This is a genomic window from Companilactobacillus furfuricola (genome assembly GCF_003946325.1).
GTDB classification, from domain to species: Bacteria; Bacillota; Bacilli; order Lactobacillales; family Lactobacillaceae; genus Companilactobacillus; species Companilactobacillus furfuricola.
The window spans coordinates 1-15,419 of sequence record NZ_RHNT01000057.1 but is presented as its reverse complement, the minus strand read 5'-3'; the positions used below and the strand labels follow the sequence as shown (position 1 = coordinate 15,419).

General features: G+C 38.8%; 11 protein-coding genes and 5 pseudogenes. All 16 read left to right on the top strand.

The window, feature by feature from the left end; translation table 11 throughout:
* Nucleotides 1–1,095: pseudogene (locus EKM78_RS10810) on the top strand (MobQ family relaxase); the annotation flags it as partial.
* A pseudogene (locus tag EKM78_RS10805) lies at nucleotides 1,070–1,683 on the top strand (DNA topoisomerase); the annotation flags it as partial. The pseudogenes EKM78_RS10810 and EKM78_RS10805, both read left to right, overlap by 26 nt.
* A 66-nt stretch (nucleotides 1,684–1,749) precedes the next feature.
* Nucleotides 1,750–1,932 carry a hypothetical protein gene (locus tag EKM78_RS12815; RefSeq protein WP_164507314.1) on the top strand — a complete coding sequence of 61 codons (183 nt, stop codon included), beginning with the start codon at nucleotides 1,750–1,752 and terminating at the stop codon, nucleotides 1,930–1,932.
* Nucleotides 1,933–1,946: 14 nt separating this feature from the next.
* Nucleotides 1,947–2,166 (top strand): annotated as a pseudogene (locus tag EKM78_RS10800) (helix-turn-helix domain-containing protein).
* 14 nt (nucleotides 2,167–2,180) lie between these two features.
* Nucleotides 2,181–4,877 carry a class I SAM-dependent DNA methyltransferase gene (locus tag EKM78_RS10795; protein ID WP_125772144.1) on the top strand — a complete coding sequence of 899 codons (2,697 nt, stop codon included), beginning with the start codon at nucleotides 2,181–2,183 and terminating at the stop codon, nucleotides 4,875–4,877.
* Nucleotides 4,878–6,830, top strand: a complete 1,953-nt coding sequence (locus tag EKM78_RS10790; protein WP_125772142.1) for a DEAD/DEAH box helicase — start codon at nucleotides 4,878–4,880, stop codon at nucleotides 6,828–6,830.
* Nucleotides 6,823–8,025: a GIY-YIG nuclease family protein gene (locus EKM78_RS10785; protein ID WP_211334367.1), complete on the top strand. Its 1,203-nt coding sequence runs from the start codon at nucleotides 6,823–6,825 to the stop codon at nucleotides 8,023–8,025. Before EKM78_RS10790 ends, EKM78_RS10785 begins: the two co-directional genes overlap by 8 nt.
* Before the next feature lie 49 nt (nucleotides 8,026–8,074).
* Nucleotides 8,075–8,434 carry a hypothetical protein gene (locus EKM78_RS10780; RefSeq protein ID WP_125772138.1) on the top strand — a complete coding sequence of 120 codons (360 nt, stop codon included), beginning with the start codon at nucleotides 8,075–8,077 and terminating at the stop codon, nucleotides 8,432–8,434.
* A 178-nt stretch (nucleotides 8,435–8,612) separates the two neighbouring features.
* A complete protein-coding gene (locus EKM78_RS10775) occupies nucleotides 8,613–9,341 on the top strand; it encodes an abortive infection family protein (RefSeq protein ID WP_125772136.1) in 729 nt (242 codons plus the stop codon).
* Nucleotides 9,342–9,405: 64 nt separating this feature from the next.
* Nucleotides 9,406–10,380 (top strand): annotated as a pseudogene (locus tag EKM78_RS10770) (nucleotidyltransferase domain-containing protein).
* 97 nt (nucleotides 10,381–10,477) lie between these two features.
* The gene (locus EKM78_RS10765) at nucleotides 10,478–10,960 is read left to right on the top strand and encodes a Cap15 family cyclic dinucleotide receptor domain-containing protein (protein WP_245995065.1); all 483 of its coding nucleotides are present in this window, start codon (nucleotides 10,478–10,480) and stop codon (nucleotides 10,958–10,960) included.
* A gap of 369 nt (nucleotides 10,961–11,329) precedes the next feature.
* Nucleotides 11,330–11,506, top strand: a pseudogene (locus EKM78_RS13380) (chlorite dismutase family protein); the annotation flags it as partial.
* Between the two features lie 8 nt (nucleotides 11,507–11,514).
* Nucleotides 11,515–11,685 (top strand): hypothetical protein, encoded by a 171-nt coding sequence (locus tag EKM78_RS13170; RefSeq protein ID WP_245995066.1) that lies wholly within the window; start codon nucleotides 11,515–11,517, stop codon nucleotides 11,683–11,685.
* 7 nt (nucleotides 11,686–11,692) lie between these two features.
* Nucleotides 11,693–13,072 (top strand): MFS transporter, encoded by a 1,380-nt coding sequence (locus tag EKM78_RS10755; protein WP_125772130.1) that lies wholly within the window; start codon nucleotides 11,693–11,695, stop codon nucleotides 13,070–13,072.
* Complete coding sequence (hemH, locus tag EKM78_RS10750; RefSeq protein ID WP_003645607.1) at nucleotides 13,069–13,992, top strand: ferrochelatase; 924 nt, start codon at nucleotides 13,069–13,071, stop codon at nucleotides 13,990–13,992. The genes EKM78_RS10755 and hemH overlap by 4 nt, the downstream gene beginning before the upstream one ends.
* A gap of 266 nt (nucleotides 13,993–14,258) precedes the next feature.
* Nucleotides 14,259–15,419: ABC transporter permease (locus tag EKM78_RS10745; protein WP_245995064.1), on the top strand; the 1,161-nt coding region annotated here is incomplete at its 3' end.

The window sequence follows — 15,419 nt, the reverse complement described above, 5'->3', positions numbered from 1 at the left end:
GATGTGACTAAACAATTATTGACAATTAACCAACAAGAAAGCTCACTCAAAAAAGCAGATGAACTCTTAAATAAAGTAGTCGATCGCACGACGAAAAAGCTTTATCCAGAGCTTGATTTTGAACAGACCACGCAAGCTGAAAGACGAGAATTAATTAAGGAAACCGATAGCGAACAAACAGTTTTCAAGGGTAGTGAATTAAACGAACGTTTAATGAACATTCGTGATGATTTATTGACCCGACAATTATTGACCTTTACCAAGCGGCCATATACCAGCTGGCAGTTATTAATGCAACAAGAAAAGGAAGTCAAAATCGAGCTTAAATATACGCTGATGATTCATGATGATAGCTTAGAAAGTCTAGAACACGTTGATCAAGGTCTACTAGAAAAGTATTCACCAACCGAGCAGCAAAAGATTACTCGCGCAGTCAAAGATTTGCGAACAATCATGGCTGTTAAGCAAGTTATTCAAACCCAATACCAGGAAGTTTTAAGAAGAGCCTTTCCTAACGGCAATTTTAATGAATTACCAATGATTAAACAGGAACAAGCCTATACAGCCGTGATGTACTATGATCCTGTTTTAAAGCCATGTCAGGCTGAAACAATTGAACAGTGGCAAGCAAATCCACCACAGGTGTTCAGTCCCCAAGAATATCAACAAGGACTAGCTTATTTATCGGGACAGCTTAGCTCAGATCAGTTAGAAAATCATCACTTACAACGGGTTTTAAAGCATGATGGCACTAAACAACTCTTTTTTGGCGAATGCAAAGCCGATCCGACGATTAAGAACAGTCAGATCGAGAAAATCCAAAAGCAGTTAAAAGGGCAACAAGCCAAGGACGACCAGTATAGAAAAGTAAATATTGGACATTATCAACCGCTAAATTACAAGCCAGTTAGTCCAAGCTACTACTTAAAGACGGCCTTTAGTAACGCAATCATGACCGCCCTATATGCCCGTGATGAAGATTACGAACGGCAAAAACAGGCGCAAGGTTTAAAGGAGACTGAGTGGGAAATGACGAAAAAGCAACGGCAACACCAAACTCGAAACCGGCATGAAGATGGGGGCATGCACTTGTAATCACAAAATTAGCGACTGGTTAATTGGTATGAATGGTAGCCCATAATGTATTTTATATTGGGAAAAATTTGGTACGTAGAGCGTGCTCGATTAGTTACGTATAGCTGCCAGCCTTGTGTATGGTCTATCAAAGAGACCAGGTAAACAAAACCTTTAAGCCGAAACCCTATTTTGAACTAAATGTTGAAATTCTTGCTAATTAGCAAGAATTCGTCGCAAAATTAGACCCCTATCAGCGATTTAAAGACGAAACAGGGATAATAACATTCATGCAGGCTAAACACGTTCAGAAAGGCTCACAGGCCGGTTTAATCAAGGACGTCCAAAAGCAGGGCAAAAAAACGAGCTAGTCCCCAACTATTCTCGTTATCTAGTCTCCAAAGTGCCATGAATAAACGTTATCACGCCAGCGCCAGCCAAACCTTAGCGGCTATTCAAAGCTTATACGAAGACAAACTGCTCAGTTATCCCCGCACCGATTGTGCTTATATCACTGATGAAGAATTTGATTATTTAGTGGCTAATCTGACGAAGTATCTGGGTTTGGTCTCTAAGCCAGTCGCTTTAACCAATACCGCCCCGAAAAAGTGTTGACTTCCCTTTGTATTAGGTAAATATTTTTTGAAAGTTACCCAGGAGTTAACTAAGAGTGGAATGCTACCACAGAATGGTTATTCCAGAGAATCTTCAGAATATATTGAGGCAAATAAGAATGTACTAATTGCCGGTAATTCTGGTGAATGGAGACTTTCACGTCAAATTCAATTTGTAGAGGACGTAGATGTAAAAAAAGAAACGCAGGAAGTTATGACAAATGTTCCAGAAATATTCTTTTAAAGAGGGGGAAACTAATGGAAAAAAAGGAAGAGAGCTCAATCAGTTATAACAAGTTGTGGAAGTTACTGATCGACCGCGGCATGAAGAAAAAAAGAGCTGCAAAAGGCTAGTGGAATAAGTGTTGCTTCTATTGCTAAGCTGGGTAGAAATGGTAATGTTACGACTGACATTTTGCTAAAAATTTGTCTCGCATTAAACTGTGACATTAGTGACATTCTTGAAATCAAAAGATAGGTGGTTTTTAGTAAATGGCAATAACAGAAATTGAGGATTGCATCACAGATATCATAGATCATAAAGATCGGAATCAATTTATCTATGATTTTCTTAGTGTATACGATTTTCCAAAGGCAACGATTACAAAGCTGCACAAAGGGACTAACAACCTGTCAAAAGAACCAGGTGAAGTCTATCTAAAAAATCGTTTGTACTTTAAGCAAGTTAGTAGCGATTTGATGCAAAGCTTTGTAGATGTCAAAGAAAAGGTGAACCAACTTGGTTCAAAGCCCCGTTACATCATGGTAACGGACTTTGAGCATGTCTTAGCCGAGGACACTAAAACAAATGATACTTTAGATGCTGAATTTCAGCGTCTACCGCAGAAATTTGAATTTTTCTTGGCTTGGAACGGGATCGAAAAAGCCGACTTTGACAAAGAAAATCCCGCTGATATTCGAGCTGCTGAAAGATTCGCTAAATTATATGACGTGGTGGTTAAAGATAATCCTGAGGCTACGCAGCATGGCTTAAATCTCTTCCTAATTCGAGTCCTATTTTGTCTATTTGCTGAAGATACCGATATTTTTACAAAGAATTTGTTTACTAACCGTCTAAAGGAATTAACTAAAGAAGACGGCAGTGACTTGGATCATTTTATTAACCAGCTATTTAGTGTATTAGATATTGAAAAAGACAACCGCCCGGAAGATACTCCAAGTTGGCTGGCAGACTTTCCTTATGTTGATGGGGACCTCTTTAAAGACCCACATGAATCCTTAAAGTTTACGAGACATTCTCGAAAATTGATTATTGATGCCGGTGAAAAGCTGGAATGGGACCAAATTAACCCTGATATTCTAGGGTCAATGATTCAAGCGGTTGCCAGTGAAGATAGCCGTAGTCATCTTGGGATGCATTACACCTCTGTTCCTAATATTATGAAGGTTATTGAACCTTTATTTTTGGATGATTTAAGAAAATCCTTTGAAGATGCCAAGGGGAACGAAAAGAAACTGAACAAACTTTATGATTGGATCGGCAAAATTAAGTTTATGGACCCTGCCTGTGGCTCAGGTAACTTTTTGATTATTACCTATAAGGAACTGCGACAATTAGAAATTGATATTATCAGGGAATTAAACCATATGGGAATTGCGACGATGTACGTTCCTTCGGTAACTCTTGAACAGTTCTATGGAATTGAAATTGATGACTTTGCCTGTGACGTGACTCGGCTCTCGTTGTGGATTGCCGAACACCAAATGAACAAGCAGTTGCATAAAGAAATTGCGGATGCTGTTCGTCCAACGCTACCATTGCAACATGCCGGTGCAATTGTGTGTGGAAATGCACTACGTATTGATTGGAATGAAGTGTTACCCCATGAAAAAGATGATGAAGTTTATCTATTTGGGAATCCACCATATTTAGGAGCAAAGATACAAAGCAAAGAGCAAAAAGAGGATTTAAAGGTAGCCTTAAATTCTGTTAAGGGGTATAAGAAACTAGATTATATTGCCGGCTGGTTTATTAAGGGTGCACGATATATAAAAAACACAAACTCTAAATATGCATTTGTCTCTACAAATTCTATAACCCAAGGGGAACAGGTCTCATACTTATGGGATGTTTTATCCAAATCTGTGGAAATAGATTTTGCCTATAAGTCTTTCAAGTGGGGGAATAGTGCAAAAAATAACGCTGGAGTTACAGTTGTAATAATTGGAATAAGAAATAGAGATGATTCTTCTGCTCACTATTTGTATAACGGACAATTATTAGAAAAAGTTAGTGCCATATCACCATATTTAACCTCAGGAGACTTTAAAGAAACAGTACATTCTTTGAATAAGAATATTAATGGATTACCTGGGGCTTTTTTCGGAAGTATGCCAAGAGATGGGGGTTATCTTTTATTAGATCAAAGTCAACGTGATCAATTATTAGAAAACTGGCCAATCTCTCAGAAAATAATTCGTTTATTTTTAGGTTCAAAAGACTTTATAGATGGAACTAATAGATACTGTTTATGGATTGATTCAGAAGAGAAACTAAAAATTGCACAGAAGATACCTGAAGTTGTGGAAAGAATGTATAGTGTTGCACAGTTTAGAAAAAAAAGTAAGGCAGAATCAACCAGAAAATACGCAAGTTTAGCCTATAGTTTTGTTCAAAAAGGAGAATATGAAAAAGCAATCTCTGATCAGAGAAAGTTTAATTCTATTGTTATTCCTAGGCACTCTTCAGAGAATAGAGCATATGTCCCTATGGGACTAACTAGTCAAGATACTGTTATAGCTGACTCTGCGGTTGCGATTTATGACGCACCATTATGGTTATTTGGATTACTTGAATCGCGTATGCATATGACTTGGTTACGCGCAGTTGGTGGAAAATTAGAAACGCGGTATAGGTATTCAACTAGCTTAGTTTACAACACCTTTCCAGTTCCAGAATTGTCAACACGTCGTAAAAATGAAATTGAAGATTTAGTCTGGAAAATATTGGATATTCGTGATGAAGAAGGTGGTACCTTGGCTGAATTATATGGGTCACCACTTGCTGATAAAAATCCCAAACCAATGAATCCACGGCTAAAGGCTGCTCATGAAGAACTTGACCGAGTAGTTGATCGCGCCTATCGTGATCGTCCATTTAAGGATGATAATGAACGATTAGCATTATTGCTGGATATGTACAGTAAGAAAGTTAACGAGGAAAAATAAATGCAAGATAAAAATGTAGTGGAGGTTAATTACCATCAAACTGGTAAAAGTACTAATACCAATGAATTAGGAATGCGGGAAATGCAGGCCCGTATTTATCAACATCGAAAATCAAAATACATTTTAGTTAAGGCCCCACCGGCTTCTGGTAAATCCCGTGCGTTGATGTTTGTAGCATTAGATAAGTTGGCTAACCAAGGAGTCAAAAAGGTTATTGTGGCTGTCCCTGAACGGTCAATCGGTCGTTCATTTAAGAATACGGACTTAGTGAAGTTCGGTTTCTATGAGGACTGGCAAGTTGATCCACAATATGATCTAACATTAAATGGTGGCCAGGAAAGCAAAGTGCAAAAGCTACTGGACTTTCTTAAAGATCCTAGTGGTCGGATTCTGGTTTGTACTCATGCCACCCTGCGTTTTGCTTATCAAAAGGTGGCCGATGACCATGCCTTTGACAATGTGATGGTCGCTATTGATGAGTTTCACCACGTTTCATCAAATGATAGTTCTGTCTTAGGGGATGCTTTACGTAACATCATGCACAACTCCTCCGCCCATGTTTTAGCAATGACAGGTTCCTACTTCCGTGGCGATTCAGAACCAATCTTATCTCCAGAAGATGAGCAGCTGTTTGATAAGGTTACCTATACCTATTACGAACAGCTGGATGGTTACCAATATTTGAAGTCCTTTGGAATTGACTATAAGTTCTACCAAGGGCATTATACTGATGCCTTGGATGAAGCGTTGGATACCTCAAAAAAGACGATTATCCATATTCCAAGTGTTAATTCGAGTGAATCAACGAAAGATAAGTATGATGAAGTTGATCGGATTTTTGATACGATTGGCGATATTGACCACCAAGACGAACAAACAGGCATTTACTTCATCAAGGATAAGCACACCGGTAAAATGCTAAAAGTTGCTGATTTAGTAAATGAGGATGGTCGTGAAAAAGTCGGCGAATACTTACGTCAGTTGAGTGGCCCCGATGATTTAGATATTATTGTGGCACTCAACATGGCTAAGGAAGGATTTGACTGGTCGTGGGCTGAACAGGCTTTGACCATTGGTTACCGTCATTCTTTAACTGAAATTGTTCAGATTATTGGCCGGGTTACCCGGGATAGTGCTAATAAGAACCACGCTCGGTTTACAAATATGATCGAACAGCCGGATGCTAAAGATGGGGATGTTGAGTACGCAGTCAATCAAATCTTGAAGGCAATTACAGCATCATTATTAATGGAACAAGTTTTAGCACCAGAAATTCATCTGAAACGACGTCAACATGAACATGAGCGACCGACTGGTGATACTGACATTCTTATTAAGGGATTGAAAGAACCATCGACCAAACGGGTTCAAAGCATCATTGAAAATGATTTGCCCGATCTGAAAGCGGCGATTTTGCAAGATTCTTCGGTAAAACAAGGAATAGCTGCCAATGTTAGTGCCGAAGTTATGAATAAAGAATTGATTCCTAAGGTCGTGATGACCCGCTATCCTGATCTGAATAACGATGAGATTGACCAGGTTAGTCAATATGCTTTAGCTGATACGGTGATTCGTCACGCTAAGGTAGAAACGACCCAGGATAGCAAAGGTAATACCGATCAATTCTTACGGATGGCCGATAAGTTTATCAATGTTGATCAATTAGACATTAACCTGATCGAGTCAATTAATCCGTTCCAACGGGCTTATGATGTTATGTCACAGAATATTGATAGTTATACGTTGCGGATTATTGAGCGGTCGATTGATGCTAAGAAGTATGAATTTACTGATGAAGAGTTAGTCCAGTTGTATAAGAACGCTAAGCGCTTTGTGGCTGAGCATGGAAAGCGACCAGACAATAACTCTAATAATGAGGAAGAAGTACGGATGGCTTATGCTTTAGCTAAGCTGTCCGATCTACGGGCAAGGAGGAATCAAGAAAATGAATAATCAAACTATCCATTCTCTTGAGGATGTCTTCAATGATCCAGAAGCCAATGAATTGTTAGTACCGAAGCCAAAACCAAAGACTGTGAATTCTAATCCAGACGTAGAGCATTTTAAGGAAATTCAGGAGTGGGTTAAGCAGCATGGTGGCAAAGAACCGGAAAAGACACGGGATATGTCAAGAATGGCTGAACGACGGATGGCGAATCGTTTAAAAGGCTATCGTAGTCATGAAGATATGATTGAGTTGCTCAAGCCCTACGATGAACTTGGTTTATTAAATACCGAGAGCCAAGCACTGACCTTAGAGGATACCGTCAAAGATGAAAAGCAGGATTTTAATTCTATTGATGATATTCTTGGGGATGATTCGGTCTTATTTGATAATAATCAGCAGACCGTTAATAATAAGCTATTTGATACTAAAAAGTTTCATGAGATTAAGCGGGAACAAGAAAATCAACCGGAGAAAGTGTCACAACGGCACCAGATGGCTGATTTTAATAAGTACGAACCCTTATTCAAGAAAGTTCAGGCAGAGCTGGCTTCTGGAAAGCGGCAGTTACGTCCGTTTAAGAACTATGAAATTCTGTTACATCATTTTTATGTCTTAAAGGGGCAGCTACTTTATATTGAAGCGGTTGGTGAAAAAAAGTTAACTAACAACAAAAGTCAACGGAAGACAGATGCGCGATTGCATGTAATCTATGAGAATGGTACTGAGAATACACCATTATTAAATGGCTTAGCGGCATCAATGTATGGGCGTAACGGGAAGATTGTTACTGAACCCGATGATCATTTTGAAATGGAACCCGGTCAAGTTACGGGCTACATTTACGTATTAAAATCGGAGAGTGATAATCCTGAGGTGCAACGGGTTCAAGAAGATCATGCTTTGTATAAGGTAGGGTATACAACTGGCTCAGTTAAGAAGCGAATTGCTAATGCTGAAAATGAACCGACCTATCTTTATGGCCCTGTTAAGGTCTGTGAGGAATTTCAAGTTTCAAATTTAAACTCTGAGGCGTTAGAAACGGCGATTCATCATGCGTTAGCTAGTTATCGACTGGATGTAGATATTAAAGCGGCAAATGGTAGGGTTATTCATCCACGAGAATGGTTTATAACTGATTTAGATACTATTAATGATGTGGTTAATGGTATTATTGCTAAATTGCAAATGAGTCAGAGATAGTATTTTTTTGCGATTAGAAATAAAGATTTTAGATTGAAGGTGAGGCGTATTGAAACAACTAATAGTTCTAGGTAATGGGTTTGATAGAGCTTGTAAATTAAAAAGCTCATATTCAGATTTCTTTTTAGCTAGATTTAAAAAGATATTTGGTAGTGGTAAGGAAGAATTTAAGACTCTAGAAGATATGGCTAATGTACTTGAGAGGAAACGAAGTTCTATTATCTGTGATATTGGCAGAACAAAAAGTAATATTAATTTTTTTCCTGCCGAAGATCATGATTGTGATTACTTTAAAGCTAATTCTTATAAGTGGTCTGATGATACGAGTCTTAATCGTTGGGATGTAATTTTTTTGTTTGCTCAACTATGTATAGGAAAAGATGTTCAATTATATGAGTGCAGGACGTAGAGTCGATTATTTTTGAAACAGTATCTATAGCTTTGAATGAAAAATATAATCCAAAGGTATCTTATAAAGATGAAGTCATTATTGGTGTTAATTCAATGAGTGGCCAAAAGGCATTCAAGAAAAGTTTATTGACATGACCACTAAGTATAATCATTGAAACTACGGTGATGCCGTTGCAATGGCAAAGACGCTGGTTGAATCTACATGTGCGTACGTGTACCACACTGTCACAAATAAAGAGATTGAGGAAGATAAAGGGCACGTTCAAGTTACTGGGAATTACACGATTGGCATGTACACAATGGTACGGGAAACACTCAACTTGTTTGCTGCTCAATTACCAAACTTCGAACAAACTGAAAAAATCGCAATAACTATTTGTGATTTGGTTCAAAGTATTGCTAATCTTAGAAATTCTGCGGCTGCCGCGCATGGAGGCCGCAAAAGAAGTATTCCTCCCCCAAAACTGGAGGCGTTACTTGCTATTGAAATTTCGGAGGATCTGGCGGCCAGTTTGCTATTAATGTTGCATACGTATAAGTATCCAGATGATTCCAACGTGATAGGCTCGTTTATTGACAAAACGGATGCTATGGAGTCCTACGTTGATGTAAATGATTCAGGCCGCTATGTAGTTGATAGCCCACAGTGTAACATTGGGTATAATGTGATACATTTGGTTGTACAAAGCGTTGATTATGAGGTGAAGAAGCTGCCAATGAATCAAAACATTGATGCTGAGCACATTAAAGAGATAGTGACAGACTTCCTTCCGAAAGATGCAAAATTTGAAGGTATGGAGTCCAATCAGATGTACAAATTTTATTCAGAGGTGCATGATACGCACTATTCAGCAATCCTTACTAATCTGAATCCTGGGATGATTCTTACAATCAGTTCATTTTGATGAGGCGATATATGGATTGTAATTTTAAACTAGGGAACATTTATTAGGAAAAAGGGGGATATCCATGATTTTTAGTGAAAGCCGACTTGTGTATTTTTCAGCACCCTTGAGTGTCACGGAGGGTGTGAAGTGTAAGCATGCCATTCAGCAAGTGCGAGATTCTTTAAAGAACCTTGGCTTTGTTGAAGACATAAATGGGATTACAAAGTCTTTTGAAGGTGCTTCATCATATGAAACTAGGATGGAAAATATTTCTAGTGGTGAAAAGATCAAGGTGTTTATTCAAGGATCTTATGCAAATAATACAAATATTAAGGCGGAAAGTGATGTAGACGTTGCAGTGGTTAGAGAAACGCCATTCCATACAGAATACCGATCTGTACAGCCACATCCGCAAACGGACGATACATTCAATTTTACTGTTGCTGCGCTCGATACCGCCACATTTAAGGATCGAGTAGAATCTTGTTTACGTGCTAGTTTCCCTGGGCAAGTAGAGCGGCATAATAAGTCGATAAAGGTGAGTGGCAACACATACCGTAAGGATGCTGACACCGTGCCTGCAATGCGGTACAGAAATTATAAATGGAATTTCTCGGATGATCCAGAAGAATATATTGGGGGCATCCGTATTAAGCCTGATCAAGGCAAGACGATTGTCAATTATCCTGAACAGCACATTTTAGAAGGACGAAAAAAGAACGTTGCAACGAATCACTCGTATAAAAAGCAAGTTCGTGTTATGAAGAATGTTTGCAGCGAAATGGTTAATACTGGATACACTTCTGCTGGGAAAATGTCATCCTTTGGATTGTAATCGTTGACTTGGAATGTACCTGATGCGAAGTTTACGAGATATAATTCTTTGGGGTCCACGTTTGAGACAATAATTCAATACTTGTTCCAAGACTATCAAAGACTTTCTCTGTATAAAGAGGCAAATGGTATTAAACCGCTTTGTAAGAACGATTCCGAAGTTCAGGAGTATCGAATTTTTTTGCTGGACTTGTTGAGGTTCTTTAACTATACAGGTGAGTGATTTGAGTAGGGAACAAAAGAGCTTGATTGAAATCACTACGTATACTGTAATTGCAATTTTCGTCGTTCTTTGTTTTGTCCGAAACTCACAAATCAAAATGGATGATATTGGTGCTCTGTGGGGAAATGTAGGTGATTCGGTGGCTGGGGGCGCGATATTCTCGGTTCTGTACGAACATTTTCTTTGGAAATTTAATCCGTTTGAACCGCATCCAAGGCTTAGTTCTATATATAGAGGGAATGTTCTATCTACGTACGATGGTAAAACAAGGTGTACAAATTTCGAAATCTCACAAACGCTTATGTCAACAAAGGTGAGATTCAGCACCGATGAAAGTAAAAGCGATGCTGTGACGGCTGAAATTATTGAAATCAACGATAGACCATACTTAGTGTATTCTTACCAGAATATTCCTCAGGCCCAGTTTCGTGAAAACAGTCCAATGCATTATGGTACAGCCTTTCTGGAAATCGTAGGCAAGTCAAAACTAGAAGGCGACTATTTTACCGACCGAAAGACCACTGGCCATATTGTTGTAATAGGACAGTCGGAGAATCCTGCCAACTCGCAAAAAAGTTAATTGCGGATGGAAACTAACCATATTGGTTTGTGTAAATTTCTTTTTTTATAATCAGTTCGGTTAAGAAAAGTTTAAACGAAAGCATTATGTTTCAAGACACGTCCTACAAACCGTTCGTATATCTTCCAGAAGGGACTTGTAACATACGCCGCCGTGCGCTACAAGCCCCCAATCTCTAATAGGGGGGGGCAAATATTAGAGATAAAATACACGTAAGTAGGACGAAAACGCCGATGGTAAGCCGCTTTGTGTAAGCAGAAAGGTGGCTTACCTGTTAGAACCTATCCTTCTCTCTAGATGGTATGGAAACACTATTTTAGCAAGAAGAAACTGGTCTTTTTTCACATTTTCTAGGCGGTAACTTTAATTATGCAATCTAGGACTGTGACAATACTACCTCCCTCTTTAGAAAAGTATATTAAAAGGCCACTAGGGTATACCCTAACTTACGATGAGCGCCGTCAATTCATGCATGATCATGGCACAGTCGGTCGGACATATGCTGGTAAAATTTGGCAATATATCACTGGATCCATTGGTCTGGACGATTTCGAATGGGGCGTGACTCTTTTTGCAGAGACACCACTGATGTTCAAAAAATTATTGCTGAGATGCGTTATTATGAAGCCAGTTCTGTCTATGGTGAGTTTCCATATTTTGTGGTGGGCACACACATGGACAATGCTGGATTACAAAAAATGTTTTTAGAAAATTGGGAGGCTTAAGTTATTAATGATTAATACGGTTGAGAAAGTACGATCGCATTTCTGGATTTATGCAATTGCAGTTTTTATTTCGCAACTAGATGGGGGCACGGTGTCAACGATGCTTCCAGCACTAACCCGGACTTTTGGCTTGAGTTCAGTGAATTCATCCTGGGTTGCAGGCATTTATACATTGGGACTAGTGATCGGTACACCAATCGCTTCTAATTTATCAGATATTTATGGCGCAAAAAAAATATTTATGGGTGAACTAGGTATTTGGTTCCTGGGTGCTCTATTAACCGGTATTGCGCCAACATACGGTTTATTCCTACTAGGTCGTTTTATTCTGGCTTTAGGGGATTGTGACATTATTGTATTATCCATCAATCTCATGTTACATACGGCTGGACATCAACGCCAAGGCCGTAAAGTCTCTGTTGTTGGTGTTGTTTCAGGTTTAGCTTCAATCTTCGCCCCTATTTTTGTAGGGTTAACGCTGGCCTTTACAGGTAACTGGCGTGCCTTTTATTATAGTTTATTGCCATTTATTGCTATTTTATTCCTATTAGTATGGCGGATTTTAGATAACGAAGTGAAAGAAGAACAGTGGCAAACTGATTTTCCAGGTCTAACCGCCTTTACAATCTTTATCACCTCATTCATGCTCTTCCTGACATTTATTCAACAATTCAACACTTATAAGTATCTCATCTTTGCTCTAATAGTAGTTGCAGCAATTAGCCTGTGGACCTTCATCAGAGTTGAACGCAATATTGCACCTAATAAGATGCCATTTTTACCAATTAATTTATTGAAGAAACCCGCATATAGTTTAACGCTGTTATTAGGTTTACTCGGCGGTACACTTTTCGCCGTATTCATCTACATTCCTACCTATGTTCATACTGTTTTCCATCTACCAATGCGTCTATCAGGGATGACTCTAGTTGTCACCGGGTTGGGGAGTGTGATCGGTTCTTGGATCGGTGGCCTAATGGTCGATAAACTAGGTAATAAAAGAACATTAATTATTTCGGCCGCTTCAATTGGCTTATCCGGTCTTTTAATTATTTTTGGTCTAAGCCAATTACGCCTCTTCACAATATTCTCCTTCATCCTCGGCCTTGGTTTAGGTAGCTTCATGTCTGCACCATTGCAAGTTATTGCCGGTCGGATGGCTGGTAAGGGGAATCGTGTCCAAGCAATCGGCGGCCTATCCACCACCAAAAAAATTGGTGCCACCGTTGCACCAATTGTCTACGCCTCCGTTATTCAATTAAATGTGAATAATGGCCACATGGGTATTCAAGTTTATCGTGGTATTTTTGTCCTATTAGTAGTGATTGCAGTGATCAGCATCATTGTTACTAGTTTAATTCCCTTTACGAAAGAAGAAAATCTATGAGTAATAAAAAAGCAGTTCTATTAATGTCCTATGGTACACCCTATGAAATTAGCGATATTATGGGCTATTACACCAATATTCGCAACCATCACGAGCCACCAAAGCCATTGTATGATGAATTGGTAAGCCGTTATAAAGCCATTGGCGGGACTTCACCGTTAGCTAAGATTTCTGACGCCCAGGCGAAAGGATTGCAAGCACAATTAGATCAAGAGTTCCCCGGTGAATATCAAGTTTTTGTCGGTTATAAATATATTCATCCATTTATTCAAGATGCAGTTAAAGATATTTTAGCCGCTGGGATTAAAACTATTTACGGTATTCCTTTGGCACCGCACTACTCAGCTTTTAACACGGGTGACTATCATGCCCGAGCTAAGGAAGTGTTGGTTAACCATGGAGATGTAACCTATGTTGAAGCAAAGAGCTGGTGGCAAAATGATGATTTGATTCATTTTTGGAGTGATCAATTGGTAGCATTGAAACCACAAATCGACCAGCCTGATACTAAAGTCATTCTCAGTGCCCATAGTTTACCAATGAGTATCATTGATGGGGGTGACAGTTATCGTGATGAAGTTGAAGCAAATATGCGTACCGTGGTTAAAACTGCTGGATTAACGCCAGATCAATATACCATTGCTTGGCAAAGTGCTGGTCGGACAGAACAGAAATGGATCGGACCAGATTTTGTTACAGTGGCACAAAACTTAATTGAACAGGATAATATCAAACATATTATTTCCGCATCCGTTGGTTTCATCAATGATAATCTAGAGATTCTATATGATGTGGATATTGAATTAAAGCAGGCTATTGAAACTAAGGGTGGCAAATTAACCCGACTACAAATGCCTAATGACGATCCTAAGTTGATCAGCGCCCTAAAAGCAGAAGTACTTAAATTAGCAAAAGCATAAGCAAAAAGAGCCTGGACATTAACGTCCAGGCTCTTTTTATCTATAGATGATTATGGGAGGATAATCAATCAGATAGGGGATGAAATTAATTTAACACTTGAACTGTTGCGGAAGTGACACCATAGCTTGGGATTGAGCTATTAGGCATAGCAACGTCCAATTGTTGTGGGTTACTGTATGCTGACCGCATTATTGAATTTGCAGATGGTAAAATTCAGCAAGATACGCGGCCATTTAACGGGAATGGCAGTACCACACGTTTTCGTTTGAAACGAACGAAAATGAGTTTTTTCACCGCATTAAAGTTATCTTTTAATAATATTCGAACCAAAAAGGGGCGTACTTTTTTGACCATGTTTGCGTCCAGCATTGGTATTATTGGTATTGCGGTGGTTCTAGCACTGTCAAATGGGTTCCAAAGACAAATCGATCAGACCCAGAAGGAGACTCTATCTCAATTTCCAGTGACTATTAGTCAAGTGGGACAGGATGGCTCCGGGCAGCAGCAAAATTTAAAACAAGAATTTTCCAAAAGTAATTCGGTTACAGCCGCTACTAGTGCAGCTGAAAAAGCTCAGCATGAAAATAAATTGACGTCAAATTATCTTGACTATGTGGATAAAATTAGTCCTTCGCTCACTAAAAATATTAGTAAGACCTATGCCACTGGACTTAATTTGATTAGAAGTGTTAACGGTAAATATCAGGCTGTTAAATTTTCAAATACCAAACAAAGTGGTCAAGCCGATTTTGCGACCTTAATGGCTCAAACTACAGGTGTAGGTGGTTCTGTATATCCCATTGACCGGAATGGCGGTCAAAGTTTTTTAAAGTCTAACTATAAATTATTGTCTGGGGCTTATCCTGATAAACCGACAGATGTTGTGATGGTCGTTAATCGAGATAATTCAATTAATATCAATGCTCTCCGTAATTTAGGAATTTCTGTTAAAGAAAATAAAAAGTTTACCTTTGATCAATTAATTGGGACGACGATGCAATTAGTTAGTAACGATGATTTTTATCAATCCCTACCGACGGGTAATTTTTTACCAGGAAATGACTATCAAAAAATGTCTCAAGCCAATAAAACCAAGACGTTAAAAGTGGTCGGAATTTTGCGAGTTAAGTCTAAAAATAGCGATGGTATTTTAGCTAGTGGGATTGCTTATAGTGATCGGTTGACTAAACAAGTTATGGAAGATAATCGCGATTCGGCTATTGTCAAGGCACAAAAGAACAGTAATCGTAATGTCATGACCAATCAAGAGTTATCAGCAGAAGCCAAGCCGCAGATGTTAGCCATGATTGGTGGCAATGCTGTACCAACTAGTATTCAGATTTATCCTTCAAGCTTTAAAGATAAAGATCAAATCTTGAGCTATTTAGATAAATATAATAAAGGTAAAAGTAAGGTCAATAAGGTG

Excerpts from the sequence above, each read along its gene's own strand:
- EKM78_RS12815 (WP_164507314.1), top strand. The coding sequence starts at position 1,750 with ATGCTACCACAGAATGGTTATTCCAGAGAATCTTCAGAATATATTGAG.
- EKM78_RS10795 (WP_125772144.1), top strand. The coding sequence starts at position 2,181 with ATGGCAATAACAGAAATTGAGGATTGCATCACAGATATCATAGATCAT.
- EKM78_RS10790 (WP_125772142.1), top strand. The coding sequence starts at position 4,878 with ATGCAAGATAAAAATGTAGTGGAGGTTAATTACCATCAAACTGGTAAA.
- EKM78_RS10785 (WP_211334367.1), top strand. The coding sequence starts at position 6,823 with ATGAATAATCAAACTATCCATTCTCTTGAGGATGTCTTCAATGATCCA.
- EKM78_RS10775 (WP_125772136.1), top strand. The coding sequence starts at position 8,613 with ATGGCAAAGACGCTGGTTGAATCTACATGTGCGTACGTGTACCACACT.
- EKM78_RS10765 (WP_245995065.1), top strand. The coding sequence starts at position 10,478 with ATGGATGATATTGGTGCTCTGTGGGGAAATGTAGGTGATTCGGTGGCT.
- EKM78_RS13170 (WP_245995066.1), top strand. The coding sequence starts at position 11,515 with ATGGGGCGTGACTCTTTTTGCAGAGACACCACTGATGTTCAAAAAATT.
- EKM78_RS10755 (WP_125772130.1), top strand. The coding sequence starts at position 11,693 with ATGATTAATACGGTTGAGAAAGTACGATCGCATTTCTGGATTTATGCA.
- hemH (WP_003645607.1), top strand. The coding sequence starts at position 13,069 with ATGAGTAATAAAAAAGCAGTTCTATTAATGTCCTATGGTACACCCTAT.